Consider the following 17,640-nt stretch of genomic DNA (forward strand, 5'->3'; position numbering starts at 1 on the left):
CCCTCCCCGGGGGCCCCTGAGCGGGGCCCGACTTCAAGGCCGGGAGGGCCGGGCAACATGGTGGACGCCGGGACGGGAACGGGCGCCGGGAAACCGGTCGCCGTCGGGCAGGGGTTGCGCCGGGCGCGCGTCGCCGTCGCGCTGGTCTTCGCCGTACACGGCGCGGTCACCGGCAGCTTCGCGACCCGCGTCCCCTGGGTGCAGGACCACACGGGCGCGAGCGCGGGCCAGCTCGGCCTCGCGCTCGCCTTCCCCGCCATCGGCGCCTCGGTCGCGATGCCGCTGGCCGGCTGGGTCAGCCACCGGTTCGGCGCCCGGACCGCGCTGCGCGGGATGCTCGCGCTGTGGACCCTCGCGCTCGCGCTGCCCGCCCTCGCGCCCAACCTGGTCACGCTGTGCGCGGTGCTGCTCGTCTACGGGGCCACGGCGGGCATGTCGGACGTGGCGATGAACGCGCTCGGCGTGGAGACCGAGGAGCGCCTGGGCCGCTCGATCATGTCCGGGCTGCACGGTATGTGGAGCGTGGGGGCGCTGATCGGCTCGGCCGCCGGCACGGTCGCCGCCCACGCGGAGGTGGACGCCCGCGCGCACCTGGCGGTCACCGCGGCCGTGCTGACCGTGCTCGGCGCGCTGGCCTGCCGCGGCGTACTCGACCTGCGCAGCGCACCGGACGAGCACCCGCCGCCGCACTTCGCGCTGCCGCCGAGGTCGGCCCTGGTCATCGGCGCCGTCGGGTTCTGCGCGGTGTTCGCCGAGGGCGCCAGCCTGGACTGGTCGGCGGTCTACCTGCGGGACGAGCTGAACACCTCGCCAGGCCTGGCCGCCGCGTCCACCACGGCGTTCGCCTGCACGATGGCGATCGCCCGGCTGGCCGGGGACGCAGTGGTGACCCGGTTCGGGGCGGTGCGCACGGTGCGTACGAGCGGGGTGTGCGCGACGCTGGGCGGCCTGCTGGTCGTCACGGCCACCCACCCGGCGATGGCGCTCGGCGGCTTCGCGCTGCTCGGGCTCGGTGTGGCCGTGGTGGTGCCGCTGGCGTTCGCCGCTGCGGGACGCAGCGGCCCGGCGCCGAGCCAGGCCATAGCGGGCGTGGCGACCATCACCTACACCTCGGGCCTGATCGCCCCCTCGGCGATGGGCTCGGTGGCCGACCTGACCTCGCTGACGTTCTCCTTCGGCCTGGTCACGCTGTTGGCCCTGGGGCTGGTCGTGGGCGCCGGGGTGCTGCGCGCGGCCGGCCGGGTGGCGCCGGCCACGGGTCAGGCTGAGGCTGGCACGGACGGCGCGGGGGCGCGCGGCGCGACGGACACGGCGCCGACGCGGGACGCGTGAACCCGCCGCGGGGCCTGAGCCGACGCACGACCTGAGCCGTGCCGGGCAGCGGCGGCTGGAGGAGCCGGCCACCTCGGGCGGCTCCCCGGGGCGGCCGGTCGCGCGGGCCCAGGAGGGCCGGCCAGCGGGCCGGGGCGTTACTTGCCGGCCTCCGAGTCGTACTCCGTGGTGCCGCCGTCGAGGAGGGCCGGGCGGTGGGTGCCGGCGGCCTTGGACAGCCAGCGCAGGGCGTGGTAGCCGGTGAGCACGATCAGGGTGCCGAGGGCGATGCCGCTCAGCTCGAAGTTGTCGGTGAACTTCAGCGAGACCCCGCCGATGCCGATGATCACGCCCGCGGCGGCCGGCACCAGGTTCAGCGGCTGAGAGAAGTCCACCTTGTTCCGCACCCAGATCTGCGCGCCGAGCAGGCCGATCATGCCGTACAGGATGACCGTGATTCCGCCCAGCACACCGCCGGGGATCGCGGCCACCACGGCACCGAACTTGGGGCAGAGCCCGAAGAGCACCGCGAAGCCGGCCGCCGCCCAGTAGGCCGCCGTCGAGTAGACCCGGGTGGCGGCCATGACGCCGATGTTCTCGGCGTACGTCGTCGTGGCCGGGCCGCCGACCGCGGTGGAGAGCATGGAGGCGGTGCCGTCCGCGGCGATCGCGGTGCCCATCTTGTCGTCCAGCGGGTCGCCGGTCATCTCGCCGACGGCCTTGACGTGGCCCGCGTTCTCGGCGATCAGGGCCACCAGGACGGGCAGCGCCACGAGGATCGCGGACCACTCGAAGCTGGGCGCGTGGAAGGTCGGCGTGCCGAACCAGCTCGCGTCGGCGACGCCGGAGAAGTCGATCCGCCAGTGGTCGGTCACCTTGCCCGAGCCGTCCGCCGAGTGGATCTTGCCCGTGGTGCGGTCGAGGACCCAGGAGAGCACGTACCCGAAGACCAGGCCGAGGAAGATGGCGACGCGCGCCCAGAAGCCGCGCAGCACCACCAGGGCCAGGCCGGTGAAGAGCATCGTGGCCAGGGCCGTCCACTGGTCCTGCGGCCAGTAGGTGCCCGCGGTCACGGGCGCCAGGTTGAAGCCGATCAGCATGACCACGGCGCCGGTCACCGCCGGCGGCAGGACCGCGTGGATGACCTTACCGCCGATGACCTGGATGATCACGCCACAGAGCGCGAGCGCCGCACCCACCACGAACAGGGCGCCGGTCAGCGTGCCGGCGTCACCGCCCTGACCGGCGATGACGGCGGCGACCCCGACGAAGGAGAGCGAGGACCCCAGGTAGCTGGGAATCCGCCCCCGCGTCAGCAGCAGGAACAGGATCGTCGCCACGCCCGACGCCATGAGGGCCAGGTTCGGGTCCAGGCCCATGAGGACCGGGGCGACGAAACAGGCACCGATCATCGAGACAACATGCTGGGCGCCGAGCCCGGCCGTACGCCCCCACGACAGCCGCTCGTCCGGCTTGACGACCTCCCCCGGCCGCAGGTTCTTGCCGTCTCCGTGCAGCTTCCATCCGAAGCCCGCCATGCTCACGCTCCACATTCGCGACACTCTGCGCGTCACAGAGCCGGGGTGATGATGAGCGGACCACCCCACTGGAGGCAAACCGAGCCGAAAGCGACCCATCGCCCCGGGCGGCCGATCGAATGATCCGTTCCACGCTTTTCGCGCTTACGCTCCCCTGGCCGAGGGGCGCCCTTGCCTCCGCCGGCCCACGCCTCCCACCGCCACCCCGCTGACCTGCGGGCCCGTCAGTTCACCGACCTTCGGGCGCAGTTGAGCGCGGCGCGCCGAACGACGCTCCCGCCACATCGACGACCGGCCCGCACGCCGACGGCCGACCGTGGAGCCGCGCCCCGGGGCCGCGATAGCGCGACCCGACCGAGCCGTCACCACTCGCCCCCACACCGCCCCCACACTTCCGTATCGCGGAAGCGGCTGCCCGTTACCGGGGAGAGGGTCGCCCGTCTCGCGCCCGTACGCGCCCGCCGCCGCCCCCACCGAAGCCGTGGCCGACCCGGCACGGGCCGTAACCGACGCTCCGGGCTGACACCCGCCGACCTGGCCCCGCACCTGTGGCAACCCTCCAGCCACGGGGGCCGAGTCCGGTTCATCCGTTATGAGGAAGGTACAACCGAGGGCTGCCGGGCGGGCGTTCGGGCTGGGACGCTGGCCGCATGACGCAGGCCGAACAGCGATACACCACTCGCCCCGCCCCCCGGCGCACCGCTCCCCCCACCGTGGAGGAGGCGCTGCACCGGATGACCGCGTTGGAGCGCGCGCTGCCCGGGCGGGACGGGGTCGCCGTGTTCAACGGCGTGTACCTCTCGGTGACCCAGGAGGTCGAGGACCGGCTCTCGGCGGGCCACTTCCACCACGGGCCGGCGGCCGAGGAGCTGACGGCCCGGTTCGCGGCGCGCTACCTGGCCGCCGTGGACGCGGCGGCCCACGGCGGGCGCCCGTCGCCGGCCTGGCGCCCGCTGTTCGACCTGCGGCGGCATCCGGCGGTGCAGCCGGTGCAGTTCGCCCTGGCCGGGATCAACGCGCACATCGGCAACGACCTGGCCCTCGCGCTCCGCGACACCTGCGTCTCGCTCGGCTGCGAGCCGGCCTCGCTCGAGGCCGACTTCGACCGGGTGGGCGACGTGCTGACCGGCATGGAGGAGCGGGTCCGGGAGGAGCTGATGCCCGGACCCGACCTGCTCGACATCGCCGACCCGCTCACCCACCTGGTCGGGGCGTGGAGCCTGGACCGGGCCCGCGACGCGGCGTGGGGCGCCTTCCGGGCGCTGTGGGGACTGCGGGAACAGCCGGAACTCGCCCGGGAGTTCGCGGAGCGGGTCGACGCCGGCGTCGGCCTGGTGGGGCGGGTGCTGCTGACGCCGCTGCGGCCGGGCGACTGACCGGGGCCGGGCCCCCGCGCGCCCGGAGCCCTCACGGCGACACGCCCCGGCGCGTCCCCGGCGCGTCCCTGGCCAGCCCTCCCCGCCGCCGGGGCCCGGGCCGGCGCTTCCGGCCCACGGGTGACCGGGCGGGGCTGGCTCAGTCCTCCGGCAGTTCCACCGGCGCGATCGCGTCGTAGACGTCCCCCGGGCCCGGGTTCGTGGCGTCCGTCGCGCCGCCGAGGTGGTGCATCACGCCCCATACCGCGTTCAGCGCCGTCTGTACCGCGCCCTCGGCCCAGCCGGCCGTCCACGAGATGTCGTCGCCGGCCAGGAAGATGCCGCGCTTGTCGGCGGGCAGCCGGTCCTGCATGAAGTGGGTGAACAGGCGCCGCTGGTAGCGGTAGTGGCCCGGCAGGTTGGCCTTGAAGGCGCCCATGAAGTACGGCTCGTTCTCCCAGGACACGGTCACCGGGTTGCCGATGATGTGCTGGCGGATGTCCACCTTGGGGTAGATCTCGCGCAGCGACTTGAGCATGACCTCCATCCGCTCGTTCGCGGACAGCGGCAGCCACTTGAGGCTGTCGTCGCACCAGGTGTAGGAGAGGCAGATCACTGCGGGCTGGTCCGGGCCGTTGTCGAGGAGGTAGGTGCCCCGGGTCATGCGGTCGGTGAGCGTCATGCTCATCACGTCCCGCCCGGTCTCCTCGTCGGTGTCCAGCCAGAACGGCCGGTCCACGGGGACGAACAGCTTGCTGGACTCCATGTAGTGGGTGCGCTCCACCGCCGTCCAGTGGTCGATCGGGAAGAGCGCGTCGTCACACTCGATCTTGGACAGCAGCATCCAGCTCTGCGCCGTGAAGATCGCCGAGCGGTAGGTGCGGATGTCGCCGGACGCGTCGGTGACCGTGATCCGGTTGCCCGCCGTGCGGTGCAGCCGGGTGACCGCGGGGCGCGGGGCGCCGTCGTGCAACGAGCTGAGCGAGGTGCCCTGCGCCCAGTACGTGATCTTCTGCGGTGCGCGCTCCCACAGCTGCTCGGGCAGTTGCTGGCTGCCGCCGACGATGCCGCGGTGGTCGTCGTCGGCGCCGGTGTAGACGACGCGCAGGATCTCCAGGATGGAGTTGGGGAAGTCGGTGTCCCAGCCGCCGGTGCCGAACCCGACCTGGCCGAAGATCTCCCGGTGCCGGAAGGACGCGAAGGCCGGGGAGTCGCAGAGGAAGCCGTAGAACGTCTGGTTGTCCAGCTTCTCCACGAGCTGGGACCAGATCGCGCGGATAGTGGGGATGTCCCGCTCGCGCAGCGCCCGCTGCATGGCGGAGAAGTCCGCGCCCTCTTCCAGGCAGGCGTTCCAGGCGTCCATCACCTGGTGGTAGACCTCGGGCAGGTCCTCCAGGGTGCGCGCGTAGTGCGACTGGCCCTTGAGGTCCACGACGGTGGAGGGGGTGCCGGGGGCCAGCGGGTTGGGGAACGGCCGGGTCTCCAGGCCCACCAGGTCGATGTAGTGCTGGAGGGCGGTGGAGCACGGCGGAAAGCGCATGGCGCCCATCTCGGCGGTCAGCGGCTGGCCGTCGTCGGTGGCGCAGCCCTCGAAGCGGTCGGTACGCAGCCGGCCGCCGATCCGGTCGGCCTCGTAGACGACCGGGCGCAGCCCCATCTTCATGAGCTCGTAGGCGGCGACGATGCCGGACAGGCCGCCGCCGATGACCGCGACCTCGGTGCCGTGCTCGGTCGCGGGCACCTGCCCGAGACCGGCCGGGTGGCTCAGGTAGTCGTCGTACGCGTACGGGAAGTCGGGCCCGAACATCGTGAGCGGCGGCTCGACGGGCCGCGTCGGCTGCTCGTCGTGGGCGGCGGTGGGCACCGTGGACGTCATGAGGGCGGACTCCTTGCGTGCGGGCGCGGCGGCGCGCGCTCGGGCGGGCCCGGGCGGCGGGCCGTGCGGGCGGTGAAGGCGGTGAAAGCGGTGAAGGCAGTGCAGGCGGTGCGGGCAGTGGTCGGCGCGGCAGGGCAGGGCAGGGCAGGGCAGGGCGGAGCCGGGCCGTGGCGGATCGACCGCTTGCGGCGGTGGGGGCGGGGCGAGGGGGCGCGTACGGGGCGGGCCTGACCGTCCCGTACGGGACGGTCAGCTCAGGGCGGTGTACAGCGCGGGGCGACGGTCGCGCAGATACGGGTTGGCCTCGCGCGAGGCGGCCAGGAAGGCCGTGTCGACGTCGGCCGTCACCAGCTCCGTTCCCTGACCTGCGCGGGCCCTGGCGATCCCGTCGGGCCCGGCCAGGCAGGTTCGACCGACGAAGTCGAGCCCGCCCTCGCGCCCGCAGCGGTTGACGTACGCGATGTAGAGCTGGTTCTCGAACGCGCGGACCGGAACGAGGGATTCGGCGACGAACTGGAACGGGTGCATCTGCGCGGTCGGGACCAGCAGCAGGTCGGTGCCGGCCAGCGCGTGCGCGCGGACGTACTCCGGGAACTCCACGTCGTAGCAGATCATGACGCCGACCCGCAGCCCGTCCAGCGCGGGGAGTTCGACCTGGGCAACGGGCGGGTGCCCGGGCGTGAACCAGCGCTCCTCGAACGCGCCGTACAGGTGCGCCTTGCGGTAGTTGAGCAGGCGCTCGCCGCTCGGGTCGATCAACTGGGCCGAGTTGTAGATCAGCTCGCCGTCGCGCTCGGGGTAGCCGTAGCAGACGGCGACGCCGTGCCGGGCGGCCGTGCGCGCGACGGCCTCGGCGGACGGGCCGTCCGCCGGCTCGGCGAGGTCGGACATGCGCTTCCCGATCGCGTACCCGGTCAGGAACAGCTCCGGAACGGTGAGCAGCCGGGCGCCGGCGGCCGCGGCGCGGGCGGCCGCGTCGTCGAGGAGGCCCAGGTTGTGCTCGACGTCGCCGGGTCGTCCCGACGTCTGCAACAGGGCGATGCGCGGCGTGGTCATGGAACCCCTCGGGCGGTGATGCGGGCACAGGGCCACTGCGGACGGTGCGGGCTTGCGGACGGCCCTGTAGACGGTACGGTCTGCCGCCGAGGCCGGACAAGGCGGCTCCGTTGCGCGCCCGGGAGAGATTCGTTGCGTGTTCAAGCCTTTGTGCGGCGTTTCGTTGCGCACCGCGTTCACGCAGGTGGGGGCGGGGGCGTCAGCCCATGGGGGACGGCGGGGGCCGGGCCACTACCTCTGGGGTCGTATCGCCGGATACGTGGGGACGACCGCGTACGTACGGATGATCAACCCGTGGCGCGATGCGCGCGGCCCGGGCCCGGCGGCAGGCTGGTGACCGCCAACACAACCGGTCGCGCCGCCCGTGTGGCCACCGCCCCGGAAGGGTCGCCATGAGCCGTTTCTCGTCCCGGATGCCCGCCGCCACGCCCACCCGGGTCCGCCTCGCCGCGCTCGCCGTCGCCGTGCTGCTGGCCGCCGGCGCGGCCGGCGCCGCGGCGGCGGCCTGAGGCACCCGGGCACCGCCCCGGCTGCCGGCCGCGCGCGGACGCCGCCGCCCGAGGGCCACGCCGTGGCACACCACGCACCTCCCGAACCCCCCGGCCGGGTCCGTCACACCCCGCGCCGGGAGACCGGACGACAGGTCCGCACCGATGGCCGGCCGCTCCCGCGCCAGCGCTGCGGACCGGGGCAACCACCAGGGGCAGGGCCGCCCGGAGCACGGCTGCCGCCTCGCCCCGTCGCCCGCCGCTCGCCACCTCCCCGGGGCGACGCGCGCCGGCGACGTCGTCCACACGGCGGCCACCGCCGCGCGCACGGATCGCGCCCCGCGGTGGCCGCCGTACCGCCCGCTCCCCCAGCCCGCTGACCCCCGCTGACCACCACTCCCCGGCCCAGTCACCTCCACGGTCCGCCCGGCCCGCCTCGGCGCGGGCGCACCGGGCCCGGCCGGCCCTGCCGTGGCTACGTGGGGGCGCCGGAGCTGAAACGCCGCAGCAGCGGAGAGAGGACGAGGACCGACTTGGTGCGCTCGACGAACGGCTCACCCGCTATGCGTTCCAACACACCCTCGAAGTGGCGCATATCGGAGGCGAAGACCTGCACGATGGCGTCGGCCTCGCCCGTGACGGTGGAGGCGGACACGACCTCCGGGTAGCGCGAGAGGCCGCGGTGGATGTCCGTCGGCGAGGTGTTGCGGCGGCAGTACAGCTCGACGAAGCCCTCGGTCTGCCAGCCCAGCGCCACGGGGTCCACGCGTACGGTGAAGCCGGTGATCGCGCCCTCGGCGCGCAGCCGGTCCACCCGTCGCTTGACGGCGGGGGCGGACAGGCCGACCTCGGCGCCGATGTCGGCGTACGAGCGTCGGGCGTCCTCGGCGAGGGCGTGCACGATGCGTTCGTCGAGCGGGTTCAGTCGCACTGCGGGTGGGTTCATTTCTCTGCGGCGCCCGACCGCGGGCGGCCGGTGGGCGGAACGGTGGATCAAGGCCCATCGTCACACGAAACGCGCGACGAGGCCGTTGATCTTCCCCCGCCCCCGGCCAGGCCAGGCCGGCCCCGGTACCGCGGCCGGGGGCGCCGAACGCTCGTCCGGCGCGGTCGCTCGATGGCCGCCGGGGGCTGCTCAGGTCACGGTCATGATGTTGTGGAAGGAGCGCCAGTGCAGCCACGTGAGGTTGGCGAGCGTGGGGCACAGGTCGCGCTGGGCCACCGGCGTCTCCTGGTGGCGGTCGGCGCCCATCCGGAAGCAACCGAGGGCACGCGCCCTGGCCACCACCGCCGTGACCTCCCGCGCGCTCCGCTTCTCGTCGACGAACTGGCCCGCGGGAAGCGCGTTCTCGATGTGCGCGTGCGCCGCATCGGCCACCCTCCGGGCGGCGGTGAGCGCCTTTCCACAGGCCGCGGCGTCCCAGGCGACGTCGCCGCACGCGGACGTGTCCACCGCGTCGTAGCGGGACTTGTGGGTCGCTAAGAACTCGGCCGGGCTGGCCGGGGCGGGTTTCGATGGCCGGGAGCCGTCGGCGGCGAAGATGCCGGTCCGCGCCGCCAGGTGCCACCCGGTGGAACCCGACCGGGCAGCGGCCTCCGACCGTTGCCCACGCCCCCCGTCGCCGTCCCGCCCGCCCTCGCTGCCGCACCCGCTCAGCGTCAGGGCCGCCGCACCCGCGGCGACCCAGGCAACGTACCGGGGCATGATCATGCGTTCTCTCCCTTGTGCTGGTGGTTGTGCCGGTGGCTGTGCTGGTAGCCAGGGCGCCCACGCCGCGAAACCACGCGTCGCGGCGTACGCCTCGGGTTCGCGCGCCGGGCGGGGCGCCGGGCTCTGGCCACCGTTCGTGTCGGTGGCCGTCCAGTGCTCAACAGTCCAGCACATCACAGGCGGTTCGGTGGCCTCACGGTGACCACGGGGCAACCAGCTCACCCGCAACCAGCACATCCGGAGGAACCGCGTCCCTCGACCCGTCCGGGCCCCGGGCGTTGACGTGGGCCGTCGCCGCCGGCCGCGTCACCGCCGCGTACGACCCACACACCCCTTCGGCACAGGGCAGCCGACCGCTTACCGCCCCACGGACACGGCCCCCGGAACGCCTTCGATAACCGAAGGGCTATCAATCACCGCGACGGAACGACGCACAGGAAGGGAAGTTCGATCAGGAACCGGTCACGCTCGTCGCCCTGGAGAACCTCAGCCGCGCGGCGTCGGCACAGCGCACGCCCAACTGTGGTCGTCCGTCAGGTAGGCGTCCAACGTCAGCCCGGCGGCGGCGAGTTCGGCCTCGAACTCCGCGTCCGACAGCACGCGGGAGACGAAGGAGTGGCTCCACTCGGCCCCCTCGTACGCGTACTCCATGCGCACCGCGACCCGGTCGGCGCCGCGGTGCTCCGCCGAGGCCATGCGGACGCGCAGCCCGTCGCGCTCCCAGGATCGGGGCACCGTCGCCGCGTCGTGCCAGCGGTCGTTCTCGCGCTGCACCAGTACGTGGCCGTCGGGCGCCACGTGCCGGGCGCAGGCGCGCAACAAGGCCGCGCCCAGCGCCTCGTCCGCCGTGTTCACCAGGAACGAGGCGAGGAGCACGGCGTCGAAGCGCTCGCCCAGGTCGAGCCGCTCGATGGGCGAGCACACGGTGCGCGCGCCCCTGACGTGCGCCAGCATCTCCGGCGACTCGTCCACGGCGACCACCTCGAAGCCGCGTTCCACCAGCGGCCCGGTCAACCGCCCCGCGCCGGAGCCGAGTTCGAGCAGCCGCGCCCCGGCCGGCAGGTGGGCCGCCACGATCTCCGGCTCGTCACCCGCGGGCAGGCGGGCGTACATCTCCACGGCGCAGCCGTCCGGCGTGATGGCCCCCGGGCCCGTCCCCTCGTGTCCCTCGCGTCTCGTGGCGTCCATCCCGCCATCACAGCACGCGACCCGGCCTCGGCGACAGACGTCGGCGGGCGGTTCCCGCGCGCGGGCGGGCGGGAAGCGCGGCCGTGCGTCGTGGTCGCGGGGTGTGGCGGACGCGGTCAGGCGTCGGGGTCGACGGTTCCCAGGCCGCGTACGAGGTCCAGCATCTCCGCGCGGTAGAGCGCGGCCGGGTCGGAGTACACCGGGCGCAGGTGGCCGTGGATCTCCAGGGTCACCAGGCCGTGCAACCGCGCCCAGATCCGCAGGGCGCGGGCGGCCACGGCGGGGGTGAGGTCCGGGGCCTCGGCGCGCACCCGGGCCCGGTAGGCGGGCGGGAAGCCGGACCAGTCGTCGTCGGGGGTCGCGGGCGCCCGCCGGCTGGCGCAGGCCGCCACCAGGCGGTTGAGCCCGCCGCAGATCCGCAGCGCCGCCTCGTCCACCGGCCCCTCCCCCGGCGGGGGCTGGTAGCCGGGGAGCGGGTCGCCGTAGACGAGTTGGAAGCCCTGCGGGTGGGCCAGGGCCCAGGCGCGCAGGGCCTCGCCCCAGGCGAGCAGTCGCCCCTCCGGGTCGGACGCCGGTGCCTCGTCCCGGGCCCGCTCCAACGCGTCGGCGAGCCCCTGGCCGAAGTCCCGGATCAGCGCCGTGACCAGGTCGTCCCGGGTGGGGAAGTAGCTGTAGATGGCGCGCGGTGTCATGCCCATCTCGCGGGCGATGCCGCGCAGGGAGAGCGCCCCGGGGCCGTCGACGGCCATCTGCCGCAGGGCGATCTCCATGATCTGTTCGGTCGCCTCGGCCCGCAACCGCTCCCGTCGGCTCGGCACTCGCCGCGTCGTCTCGACCATCGCCACCCCTCGTCGCCCGGCCCTCCGGTCGCGGGCCCTCTTCATGATCCCGCATTGCCAAATCGCCGGCGTTACAGAAGTATACGGCGTGTCATTTTTCTTCGCCGCGACACCTCTTCCCACCACACCACGCATCGCTCCCCGTCGCCGGGTCCCCGCCACGCGCGCGACCGGCACACCACTTAGAACGGAGTCCGCCATGCCTGCCTACGTGCTCGTCGACGCCGAGGTGTACGACCACGAAGCCGCCGACCGCTACCGTGTGCTGGCCGAGGAGTCGATCGCTCGGTACGGAGGGCGCTATCTGATCCAGGGCACCGTTCCCGAGGCGGCCGAGGGCAGTTGGCCGGCGGGCCGGGTGGTGACCACGCTGGAGTTCCCCGACATGGCCCGCCTCAGGGAGTGGCACGCCTCGCCCGAGTACGCGCGGGCCGCGGCGGTCCGGGTGGGCGCCATCGACGTGCGCATGCTCTTCGCGCCGGGCACGACGGCCTGACCAGGACCTCCCCGCACTCGCGCCCGGGGGTCACGAGCCCGGCCCCGGCGCCCGTGACCACACGCGTCGGCCCGCCCGGCGTGACCCGACGTCGGTCGGGACCACACCGGGCGGGCCGGGTACTGCTGCCGGACGCGCCGCCTGGGGACAAGGCGGCGCGGGGCGCGCGCTACCAGCTCGCGTGCAGCGGCTTGCCCTCCGCGTAGCCGGCGGCGCTCTGCACGCCGACCACGGCCCGCTGGTGGAACTCCTCCAGCGAGTCGGCGCCGGCGTAGGTGCAGGCGCTGCGGACGCCCGCGATGATCGTGTCGATCAGGTCCTCGACGCCGGGCCGGGCCGGGTCGAGGAACATCCGCGAGGTCGAGATGCCCTCCTCGAACAGGGCCTTGCGGGCCCTGTCGTAGGCCGACTCCTCGCTGGTGCGGTTGCGCACGGCGCGGGCGGAGGCCATGCCGAAGCTCTCCTTGTACAGCCGCCCGTCGGCGCTCTGCTGGAGGTCGCCGGGGGACTCGTACGTACCGGCGAACCACGAGCCGATCATCACGTTGGACGCGCCGGCCGCGAGCGCCATCGCCACGTCGCGCGGGTGCCGGACGCCGCCGTCCGCCCACACGTGCTTGCCGAGCCTGCGGGCCTCGGCGGCGCATTCGAGGACGGCGGAGAACTGCGGGCGGCCGACGCCGGTCATCATGCGGGTGGTGCACATGGCGCCGGGGCCGACCCCCACCTTGACGATGTCGGCGCCCGCGGCCACCAGGTCGCGCACGCCCTCGGCGGCGACGACGTTGCCCGCGACGATCGGCACCCGCGGGTCGAGCGCGCGCACCGCGTGCAGCGCGTTGATCATCGACTCCTGGTGGCCGTGCGCGGTGTCCACGACCAGCGTGTCCACGCCGGCGTCGAGCAGGGACTTGGCGCGCCCGGCCACATCGCCGTTGACGCCGACGGCGGCGGCGACGCGCAGGCCGCCGGCGGCGTCGATGGCGGGCGTGTACAGGGTCGCGCGCAGCGCGGCCTTGCGGGTGAGGATGCCCACGAGCTTGCCGTCCCGGTCCACGGCGGGGGCGAGCTTGCGGTGCGCGGCGTCGAGCTGGTTGAAGGCGAGGCGCGGATCGATCTCCGCGTCCAGCACCATCAACTCCTTGGACATGACCTCGGACAACTGCGTGAAGCGGTCCACCCCGGTCAGGTCGGCCTCGGTGACGATGCCGACGGGGCGACCGCCCTCGACGACGACGCCGGCGCCGTGCGCCCGCTTGGGCAGCAGGGCCAGCGCGTCGGCGACGGTCTGGCTCGGGGACAGCACGATGGGCGTGTCGAGCACGACGTGCCGCGTCTTGACCCAGCCGATGACCTCGGTCACGACGTCGATCGGGATGTCCTGCGGGATGACGACGAGGCCGCCGCGGCGGGCCACGGTCTCCGCCATGCGCCGGCCGGCGATGGCGGTCATGTTCGCGACGACCAGCGGAATAGTGGTTCCGGTTCCGTCCGGCGAGCTGAGGTCCACGCTCTGCCGGGAGCCGACCGCGGAGCGGCTCGGCACCATGAACACATCGTCGTACGTCAGGTCGTGGGACGGTCGCACGTCGTTCAGGAATCGCATGCTAACTCTCTCACCTGCGGTTTTACGGAAGGGCGGGTGGGGAGTCAGCATCGGGCCAAGCACCGTCGGCACCTCGGTCCGGGCTGCGGCTCCTACGCCATCATCGCCGATGCGGCGCGCAAGTGGCGAACCCGCGTTCGTATCTGTGTACCTTCCACCGAGGCGCCCGGACGCGCCTTCGTACGTTCACACAAGGCGCCGCACCGCGCCCCGGGCGGGCCACGTGCGCCGGCCCGCCAACCGCCGACCAGGTCCGACAGAGACGAGCCGGCCCGGTCTCGCCAGCCCACGCCGCTACGCCGCCGCCCGCTCCCGCACGTCGTCCACGACCGAGGCGTCGAGCGCGGCCCGCACCAGGCCCGCGGCCAGCGCCGCCGTGTCCTCGGTGGCGACCAGGCGGGCCAGGCGCTCCGGGCGGTCCGGCAGGCCGAGGCGTTCGGCGCCCCGCAGCGCCTTCGCGTCCAGGTAGGGGGCGAACTCGGGCCAGACCCGCTGCACCTCGCGCAGGAAGATGTCCGCGCCGGTGGGGCCGAGGCCCGGGACCTCCTGGAGCAGCGCGCGCAGCTTCTCCACGTCGCCGTCCGCCGCCCGGCGCATCCGGCGCAGGTCGCTGCCGTAGCGGTCGCGCAGCAGCTCGGCGCCGTCGCCGAGCTGGGTCGCCGTGCGCTCGTCGTAGCGGCGGTAGCCGCCCTCCCCGAGCGCGTCCACGCGCTCCTGCCAGCTCGCGTCGGCCATCCGGCGCGGGTCGCGCAGCCCCGCGTCGGCCAGGGCGCGGGCCGTGGCGACCGCCACCGAGGCCCGGATACGGGCGCTCAGCAGGTCGGCCAGTACCAGGAGTTGGTAGAGCGGCTGCGGCGTGTCGCGCAGCCGGATGCCCGCTTCCGCCGCGTAGGTCTGGCCGTGGGTGTCGAGCAGGGCGTGCACGGTGGCCCGCTCCCCCGGCGTCCTCTCGCGCGTCTTCGTCATGGCTCAACCTCCCGTCGCCCGGGGTCGCGAGCCCCGCGCCCGCGCGCGTTCGCCCCCGGCGCGCCGGCCCGGCCCGCGGGCGGGTGCTACCGGCCGACGGCCTTGGCCAGCTGGTCCTTGTTCATCGACGACCGGCCCTCGACGCCCTTGCGCTTGGCCTCCTCGTAGAGCTGGTCGCGGGTGGGGCCGGCCGCGCCGCTGTGCGAGCGCTTGCCGCCGCGGCGGCTCGACGACATGTCCTGGGTGGACGTGCGGCTCGCCGTCTTGGCCTCACCGGTGCGCGCGCGTTCCTTGTTCACGGTCCGGGCCGCGATCTCCTTGGCCCGCTTCGTGCTCGTACCGCGCTCCTCCTGGCCCTCCTTGATCTTCTCGTACTGTCGCTCACGCTTGTCGCTCGAACCTCGGGGCATGGGGTTTTCCTCCTCGGGTCGTCGTGTGGTGGGCGGACGCCGCGGCCCGCGTTCCACTTCACTGTGGGTCATTTCACCCGGCGTCGCGACACGGCTCCGGCCCACGGCCGGCCGCGCCTCGGGACCGGTGTGCCACCGTGGGAGCGCCACACCCGCGGCGTCACGCTCCGGGCGCGGCCCGGCCGCCGGCCCGCCAATTACGCCCACACAGGCTGCGGCCGGTGCCGAACGGACCGGAACGGCGTCTCGGGTCGGTCCTCACCCCGGCTACCCGAGATCGCCCCGGCCAATCGGCCACCCGCGCCCGGGTCGCGCCCACCGCCACGGCGGGCCGCCGCTCCGACGCCGGCCCCGGACGCGTCCGCCCCGAGCCGGCCTGCCCGTTCGCCCGGCCGCCCGCAGGTTTCCGCGCGCCACCAGCGGCTACCCGGCCAGCGCGGACGAGGGCGTCACAGGCGTCACAGACGTCAAGCGAGGACGCCACACAGGTCAAGGAGGCCGGATGACGACGTACGGCTGTTTCCTCGCGTGCGAGGAGCACGGGCCGCGCGCGCTGGTCGAGCAGGCGCGGATGGCCGAGCAGGCGGGGTTCACGGCCCTGTGGATCTCCGACCACTTCCACCCCTGGAACGACGCGCAGGGCCAGAGCCCCTTCGTGTGGTCGGTGATCGGAGCGCTGTCCGAGGCCACGTCGCTGCCGATCGCGACGGCCGTCACCTGCCCAACCGTACGACTGCACCCGGCCGTCACGGCACAGGCCGCGGCCACCGCCGCCGTGCAGCTCGACGGGCGGTTCCGGCTCGGCGTCGGCAGCGGGGAGGCGCTCAACGAGCACGTACTCGGCGACCGCTGGCCCCCGGCGGCCGTCCGGCTGGCCATGCTGGAGGAGGCCGTGCAGGTGATGCGGCAGCTTTTCACCGGCGAGGAGGTCAACCACCACGGCACCTACTACACGGTGGAGAACGCCCGGCTCTACACCGTGCCCGAGACGCCCGTGCCCATCGACGTCTCCGGCTTCGGCCCGACGGCGACCGAACTGGCCGGGCGGATCGGCGACGGCTACGTCACCATGGCCCCCGCCGCCGACTCCGTCGAGCGCTTCCGGCGCGCGGGCGGCGGCACCAAACCGGTGCAGGGCGGGCTCAAGGTGTGCTGGGGCCCGGACCGGGAGGAGGCCGTGGATACGGCACACCGACTCTGGTCGACCGAGCAGTTGCCGGGCGAGCTGCCGCAGGTGCTGCCCACGCCGAGCCACTTCGAGCAGGCGACGACGCTGGTGCCGCGCGAGCGGGTCGCGGCGAACGTGCCGTGCGGGGACGACCCCGAGGCGCACGTGTCGGCGATCCGCGCGTACGTGGAGGCCGGGTTCGACGCCGTGTACGTGAGCCAGATCGGCCCGGACCAGCGCGGCTTCTTCGACTTCTACCGCACCAAGGTCCTGCCCCGACTCCCGGGCTGAGCCGCGACCGCCCGGCGCCACCGGGGCCGCGCCCCGGCCCACCGGAATGCGGGGGCGCCGACCCGGGCAGGCGACGGCCGGCGGCCACCGCCCCGGCGGCGGGTCGATCCGTCCGCGTGGCCGTGTTCCGTCGGATCACGACGGGGCACCCGGGTCGGGAGCCGCCTGACACCGAAACGCAAGGAGGCATCATGCGCCTTTCGGATCTCCGTCCGATCCTCCCCCATCCCGGCCCCTGGGCCTCGGTCTACGCCGACACCTCGCACACCACGGAGGACGCGGCCAAGCACCAGGAGCTGACGGCCCGCGCCGCGACCCAGGAGCTCGCCGAACTCGGCGCGAGCGCGGCGACCCGCGACGCGGTCTACAAGGCCCTGTTCAACGGCCCGGACGCCGGGCCGATCGGCCGGCCCCCGGCGTCCGGCAAGCGGGCCGGGCGCGCCGTGTTCGCCACCGACGGCGAGGTCGTGCTCGACGTGCCGCTCCCGGGCCCGCCGGCCACCCCGATGACCACCTGGTCCGCGCTGCCGAGGATCACGCCCCTGCTGCGGTCCGTCGGCGACCCGACGCCGTGCCTGGTGGCGTACGTGGACCGCACCGGGGCCGACTTCGAGGTCCGCGACGACGCCGGGCAGCGCGAGACGGGGCAGGTCAGCGGGGCCGACTGGCCGATACACAAGACCGCGTCGGCCGACTGGTCGGAGCGGCACTTCCAGACGGCCGTCGAGAACACCTGGGAGCAGAACGCCGCCGAGATCGCCAACGCCGCCCACGAGATGTGGCAGCGCTGCGGCGCCGAGGTGATGCTGCTGGTCGGCGACGCCCGCGAGCGCAAGGCGGTGCGCGACCGGCTGCCCGAGCCGCTGCGGGCGGTGACGGCGGAGAGCGAGCACGGCGCCCGCTCGACGGGCTCCGGCAGCGCACGGCTCGAACGCGACATCGCCCAGGTGCGGGCCGCGCACGAGACCGAGCACGTGAGCGAGGTGCTGGACCGCTTCCACGCCGCGACGCACGACGACGGCGGCGGCAACGCCATCGCGGGGGTGCCCGCCCTGGTGGAGGCGGCCCGCGAGCACCAGATCGACACGCTGCTGGTCACCCCGGACGGCCAGGACAACGGCCGCGAGGTGTGGATCGGGCCGGAGGGTGACCAACTGGCCGTTCGCAGCACCGAGTTGCAGTACCTGGGGGCGGTGCGCCCCGCGCCGGCCCGGGCGGACGACGCGCTGGTGCGCGCGGCGATCGCCGGCGGGGCCGATGCCGTCGTCGTCAGCGACCCGGCCACCGCCCCGGTGGGCGGGCTCGGCGCGCTCCTGCGCTGGCCCGCCAACCCCCACTAGC

At 74.3% G+C, this 17,640-nt stretch carries 15 protein-coding genes; 5 read left to right on the plus strand and 10 right to left on the minus strand.

Annotated features, from left to right (window positions below):
- Window positions 1–57 precede the first annotated feature (57 nt).
- On the plus strand, window positions 58–1,332 hold the full coding sequence (locus OYE22_RS03595; RefSeq protein ID WP_277319047.1) for an MFS transporter: 1,275 nt from the start codon (window positions 58–60) through the stop codon (window positions 1,330–1,332).
- Between the two features lie 137 nt (window positions 1,333–1,469).
- On the opposite strand, the gene OYE22_RS03600 is transcribed toward OYE22_RS03595, so the two are convergent.
- Window positions 1,470–2,849: a solute carrier family 23 protein gene (locus OYE22_RS03600; protein ID WP_277319048.1), complete on the minus strand. Its 1,380-nt coding sequence runs from the start codon at window positions 2,847–2,849 to the stop codon at window positions 1,470–1,472.
- A 650-nt stretch (window positions 2,850–3,499) separates the two neighbouring features.
- Between OYE22_RS03600 and OYE22_RS03605 the strand changes: the two genes are divergently transcribed.
- Window positions 3,500–4,225, plus strand: coding sequence for a DUF5995 family protein (locus OYE22_RS03605; protein ID WP_277319049.1), 726 nt, complete (start codon window positions 3,500–3,502; stop codon window positions 4,223–4,225).
- Window positions 4,226–4,364: 139 nt separating this feature from the next.
- Here the strand turns inward: OYE22_RS03605 and OYE22_RS03610 are convergent, their stop codons facing one another.
- The 6 genes from OYE22_RS03610 to OYE22_RS03635 all read right to left on the minus strand — a co-directional run bounded on the left by OYE22_RS03610 (window position 4,365) and on the right by OYE22_RS03635 (window position 11,362).
- Window positions 4,365–6,080 (minus strand): NAD(P)/FAD-dependent oxidoreductase, encoded by a 1,716-nt coding sequence (locus OYE22_RS03610; protein WP_277319050.1) that lies wholly within the window; start codon window positions 6,078–6,080, stop codon window positions 4,365–4,367.
- A 249-nt stretch (window positions 6,081–6,329) separates the two neighbouring features.
- Window positions 6,330–7,136 carry a carbon-nitrogen hydrolase family protein gene (locus tag OYE22_RS03615; RefSeq protein ID WP_277319051.1) on the minus strand — a complete coding sequence of 269 codons (807 nt, stop codon included), beginning with the start codon at window positions 7,134–7,136 and terminating at the stop codon, window positions 6,330–6,332.
- A 963-nt stretch (window positions 7,137–8,099) separates the two neighbouring features.
- Complete coding sequence (locus OYE22_RS03620) at window positions 8,100–8,555, minus strand: Lrp/AsnC family transcriptional regulator (RefSeq protein ID WP_176165041.1); 456 nt, start codon at window positions 8,553–8,555, stop codon at window positions 8,100–8,102.
- A gap of 204 nt (window positions 8,556–8,759) precedes the next feature.
- Window positions 8,760–9,335: a hypothetical protein gene (locus tag OYE22_RS03625; protein WP_277319052.1), complete on the minus strand. Its 576-nt coding sequence runs from the start codon at window positions 9,333–9,335 to the stop codon at window positions 8,760–8,762.
- A 486-nt stretch (window positions 9,336–9,821) separates the two neighbouring features.
- A complete protein-coding gene (locus tag OYE22_RS03630; RefSeq protein ID WP_277319053.1) occupies window positions 9,822–10,523 on the minus strand; it encodes a class I SAM-dependent methyltransferase in 702 nt (233 codons plus the stop codon).
- A gap of 116 nt (window positions 10,524–10,639) precedes the next feature.
- Entirely contained in the window at window positions 10,640–11,362 is a 723-nt protein-coding gene (locus OYE22_RS03635; protein WP_277319054.1) for a TetR/AcrR family transcriptional regulator, read from the minus strand.
- Between the two features lie 199 nt (window positions 11,363–11,561).
- Between OYE22_RS03635 and OYE22_RS03640 the strand changes: the two genes are divergently transcribed.
- The gene (locus tag OYE22_RS03640; RefSeq protein WP_277319055.1) at window positions 11,562–11,858 is read left to right on the plus strand and encodes a DUF1330 domain-containing protein; all 297 of its coding nucleotides are present in this window, start codon (window positions 11,562–11,564) and stop codon (window positions 11,856–11,858) included.
- 169 nt (window positions 11,859–12,027) lie between these two features.
- Here OYE22_RS03640 and OYE22_RS03645 read toward each other — a convergent pair whose 3' ends face one another.
- The 3 genes from OYE22_RS03645 to OYE22_RS03655 form a co-directional block, all read right to left on the minus strand.
- Entirely contained in the window at window positions 12,028–13,464 is a 1,437-nt protein-coding gene (locus tag OYE22_RS03645) for a GuaB1 family IMP dehydrogenase-related protein (RefSeq protein ID WP_277319056.1), read from the minus strand.
- Window positions 13,465–13,758: 294 nt separating this feature from the next.
- Window positions 13,759–14,430 (minus strand): endonuclease, encoded by a 672-nt coding sequence (locus OYE22_RS03650; RefSeq protein WP_277319057.1) that lies wholly within the window; start codon window positions 14,428–14,430, stop codon window positions 13,759–13,761.
- A gap of 86 nt (window positions 14,431–14,516) precedes the next feature.
- Window positions 14,517–14,840 (minus strand): plasmid stabilization protein, encoded by a 324-nt coding sequence (locus OYE22_RS03655; protein ID WP_277319058.1) that lies wholly within the window; start codon window positions 14,838–14,840, stop codon window positions 14,517–14,519.
- Window positions 14,841–15,342: 502 nt separating this feature from the next.
- Between OYE22_RS03655 and OYE22_RS03660 the strand changes: the two genes are divergently transcribed.
- Together OYE22_RS03660 and OYE22_RS03665 are read left to right on the plus strand one after the other, a co-directional pair.
- Complete coding sequence (locus OYE22_RS03660; RefSeq protein ID WP_277319059.1) at window positions 15,343–16,299, plus strand: TIGR03557 family F420-dependent LLM class oxidoreductase; 957 nt, start codon at window positions 15,343–15,345, stop codon at window positions 16,297–16,299.
- 191 nt (window positions 16,300–16,490) lie between these two features.
- On the plus strand, window positions 16,491–17,639 hold the full coding sequence (locus OYE22_RS03665; RefSeq protein ID WP_277319060.1) for a Vms1/Ankzf1 family peptidyl-tRNA hydrolase: 1,149 nt from the start codon (window positions 16,491–16,493) through the stop codon (window positions 17,637–17,639).
- The last annotated feature ends 1 nt before the right edge of the window (window position 17,640 follow it).

Origin of the sequence: Streptomyces sp. 71268 (assembly GCF_029392895.1) — a bacterium.
In the GTDB taxonomy this organism is placed as follows: Bacteria; Actinomycetota; Actinomycetes; order Streptomycetales; family Streptomycetaceae; genus Streptomyces.

Bases quoted from the DNA above. Each gene is read 5' to 3' on its own strand.
- OYE22_RS03605 (WP_277319049.1), top strand. From the start codon at position 3,500: ATGACGCAGGCCGAACAGCGATACACCACTCGCCCCGCCCCCCGGCGC.
- OYE22_RS03610 (WP_277319050.1), bottom strand. From the start codon at position 6,080: ATGACGTCCACGGTGCCCACCGCCGCCCACGACGAGCAGCCGACGCGG.
- OYE22_RS03655 (WP_277319058.1), bottom strand. From the start codon at position 14,840: ATGCCCCGAGGTTCGAGCGACAAGCGTGAGCGACAGTACGAGAAGATC.
- OYE22_RS03595 (WP_277319047.1), top strand. From the start codon at position 58: ATGGTGGACGCCGGGACGGGAACGGGCGCCGGGAAACCGGTCGCCGTC.
- OYE22_RS03615 (WP_277319051.1), bottom strand. From the start codon at position 7,136: ATGACCACGCCGCGCATCGCCCTGTTGCAGACGTCGGGACGACCCGGC.
- OYE22_RS03625 (WP_277319052.1), bottom strand. From the start codon at position 9,335: ATGATCATGCCCCGGTACGTTGCCTGGGTCGCCGCGGGTGCGGCGGCC.
- OYE22_RS03645 (WP_277319056.1), bottom strand. From the start codon at position 13,464: ATGCGATTCCTGAACGACGTGCGACCGTCCCACGACCTGACGTACGAC.
- OYE22_RS03600 (WP_277319048.1), bottom strand. From the start codon at position 2,849: ATGGCGGGCTTCGGATGGAAGCTGCACGGAGACGGCAAGAACCTGCGG.
- OYE22_RS03665 (WP_277319060.1), top strand. From the start codon at position 16,491: ATGCGCCTTTCGGATCTCCGTCCGATCCTCCCCCATCCCGGCCCCTGG.
- OYE22_RS03650 (WP_277319057.1), bottom strand. From the start codon at position 14,430: ATGACGAAGACGCGCGAGAGGACGCCGGGGGAGCGGGCCACCGTGCAC.
- OYE22_RS03635 (WP_277319054.1), bottom strand. From the start codon at position 11,362: ATGGTCGAGACGACGCGGCGAGTGCCGAGCCGACGGGAGCGGTTGCGG.
- OYE22_RS03640 (WP_277319055.1), top strand. From the start codon at position 11,562: ATGCCTGCCTACGTGCTCGTCGACGCCGAGGTGTACGACCACGAAGCC.
- OYE22_RS03660 (WP_277319059.1), top strand. From the start codon at position 15,343: ATGACGACGTACGGCTGTTTCCTCGCGTGCGAGGAGCACGGGCCGCGC.
- OYE22_RS03630 (WP_277319053.1), bottom strand. From the start codon at position 10,523: ATGGACGCCACGAGACGCGAGGGACACGAGGGGACGGGCCCGGGGGCC.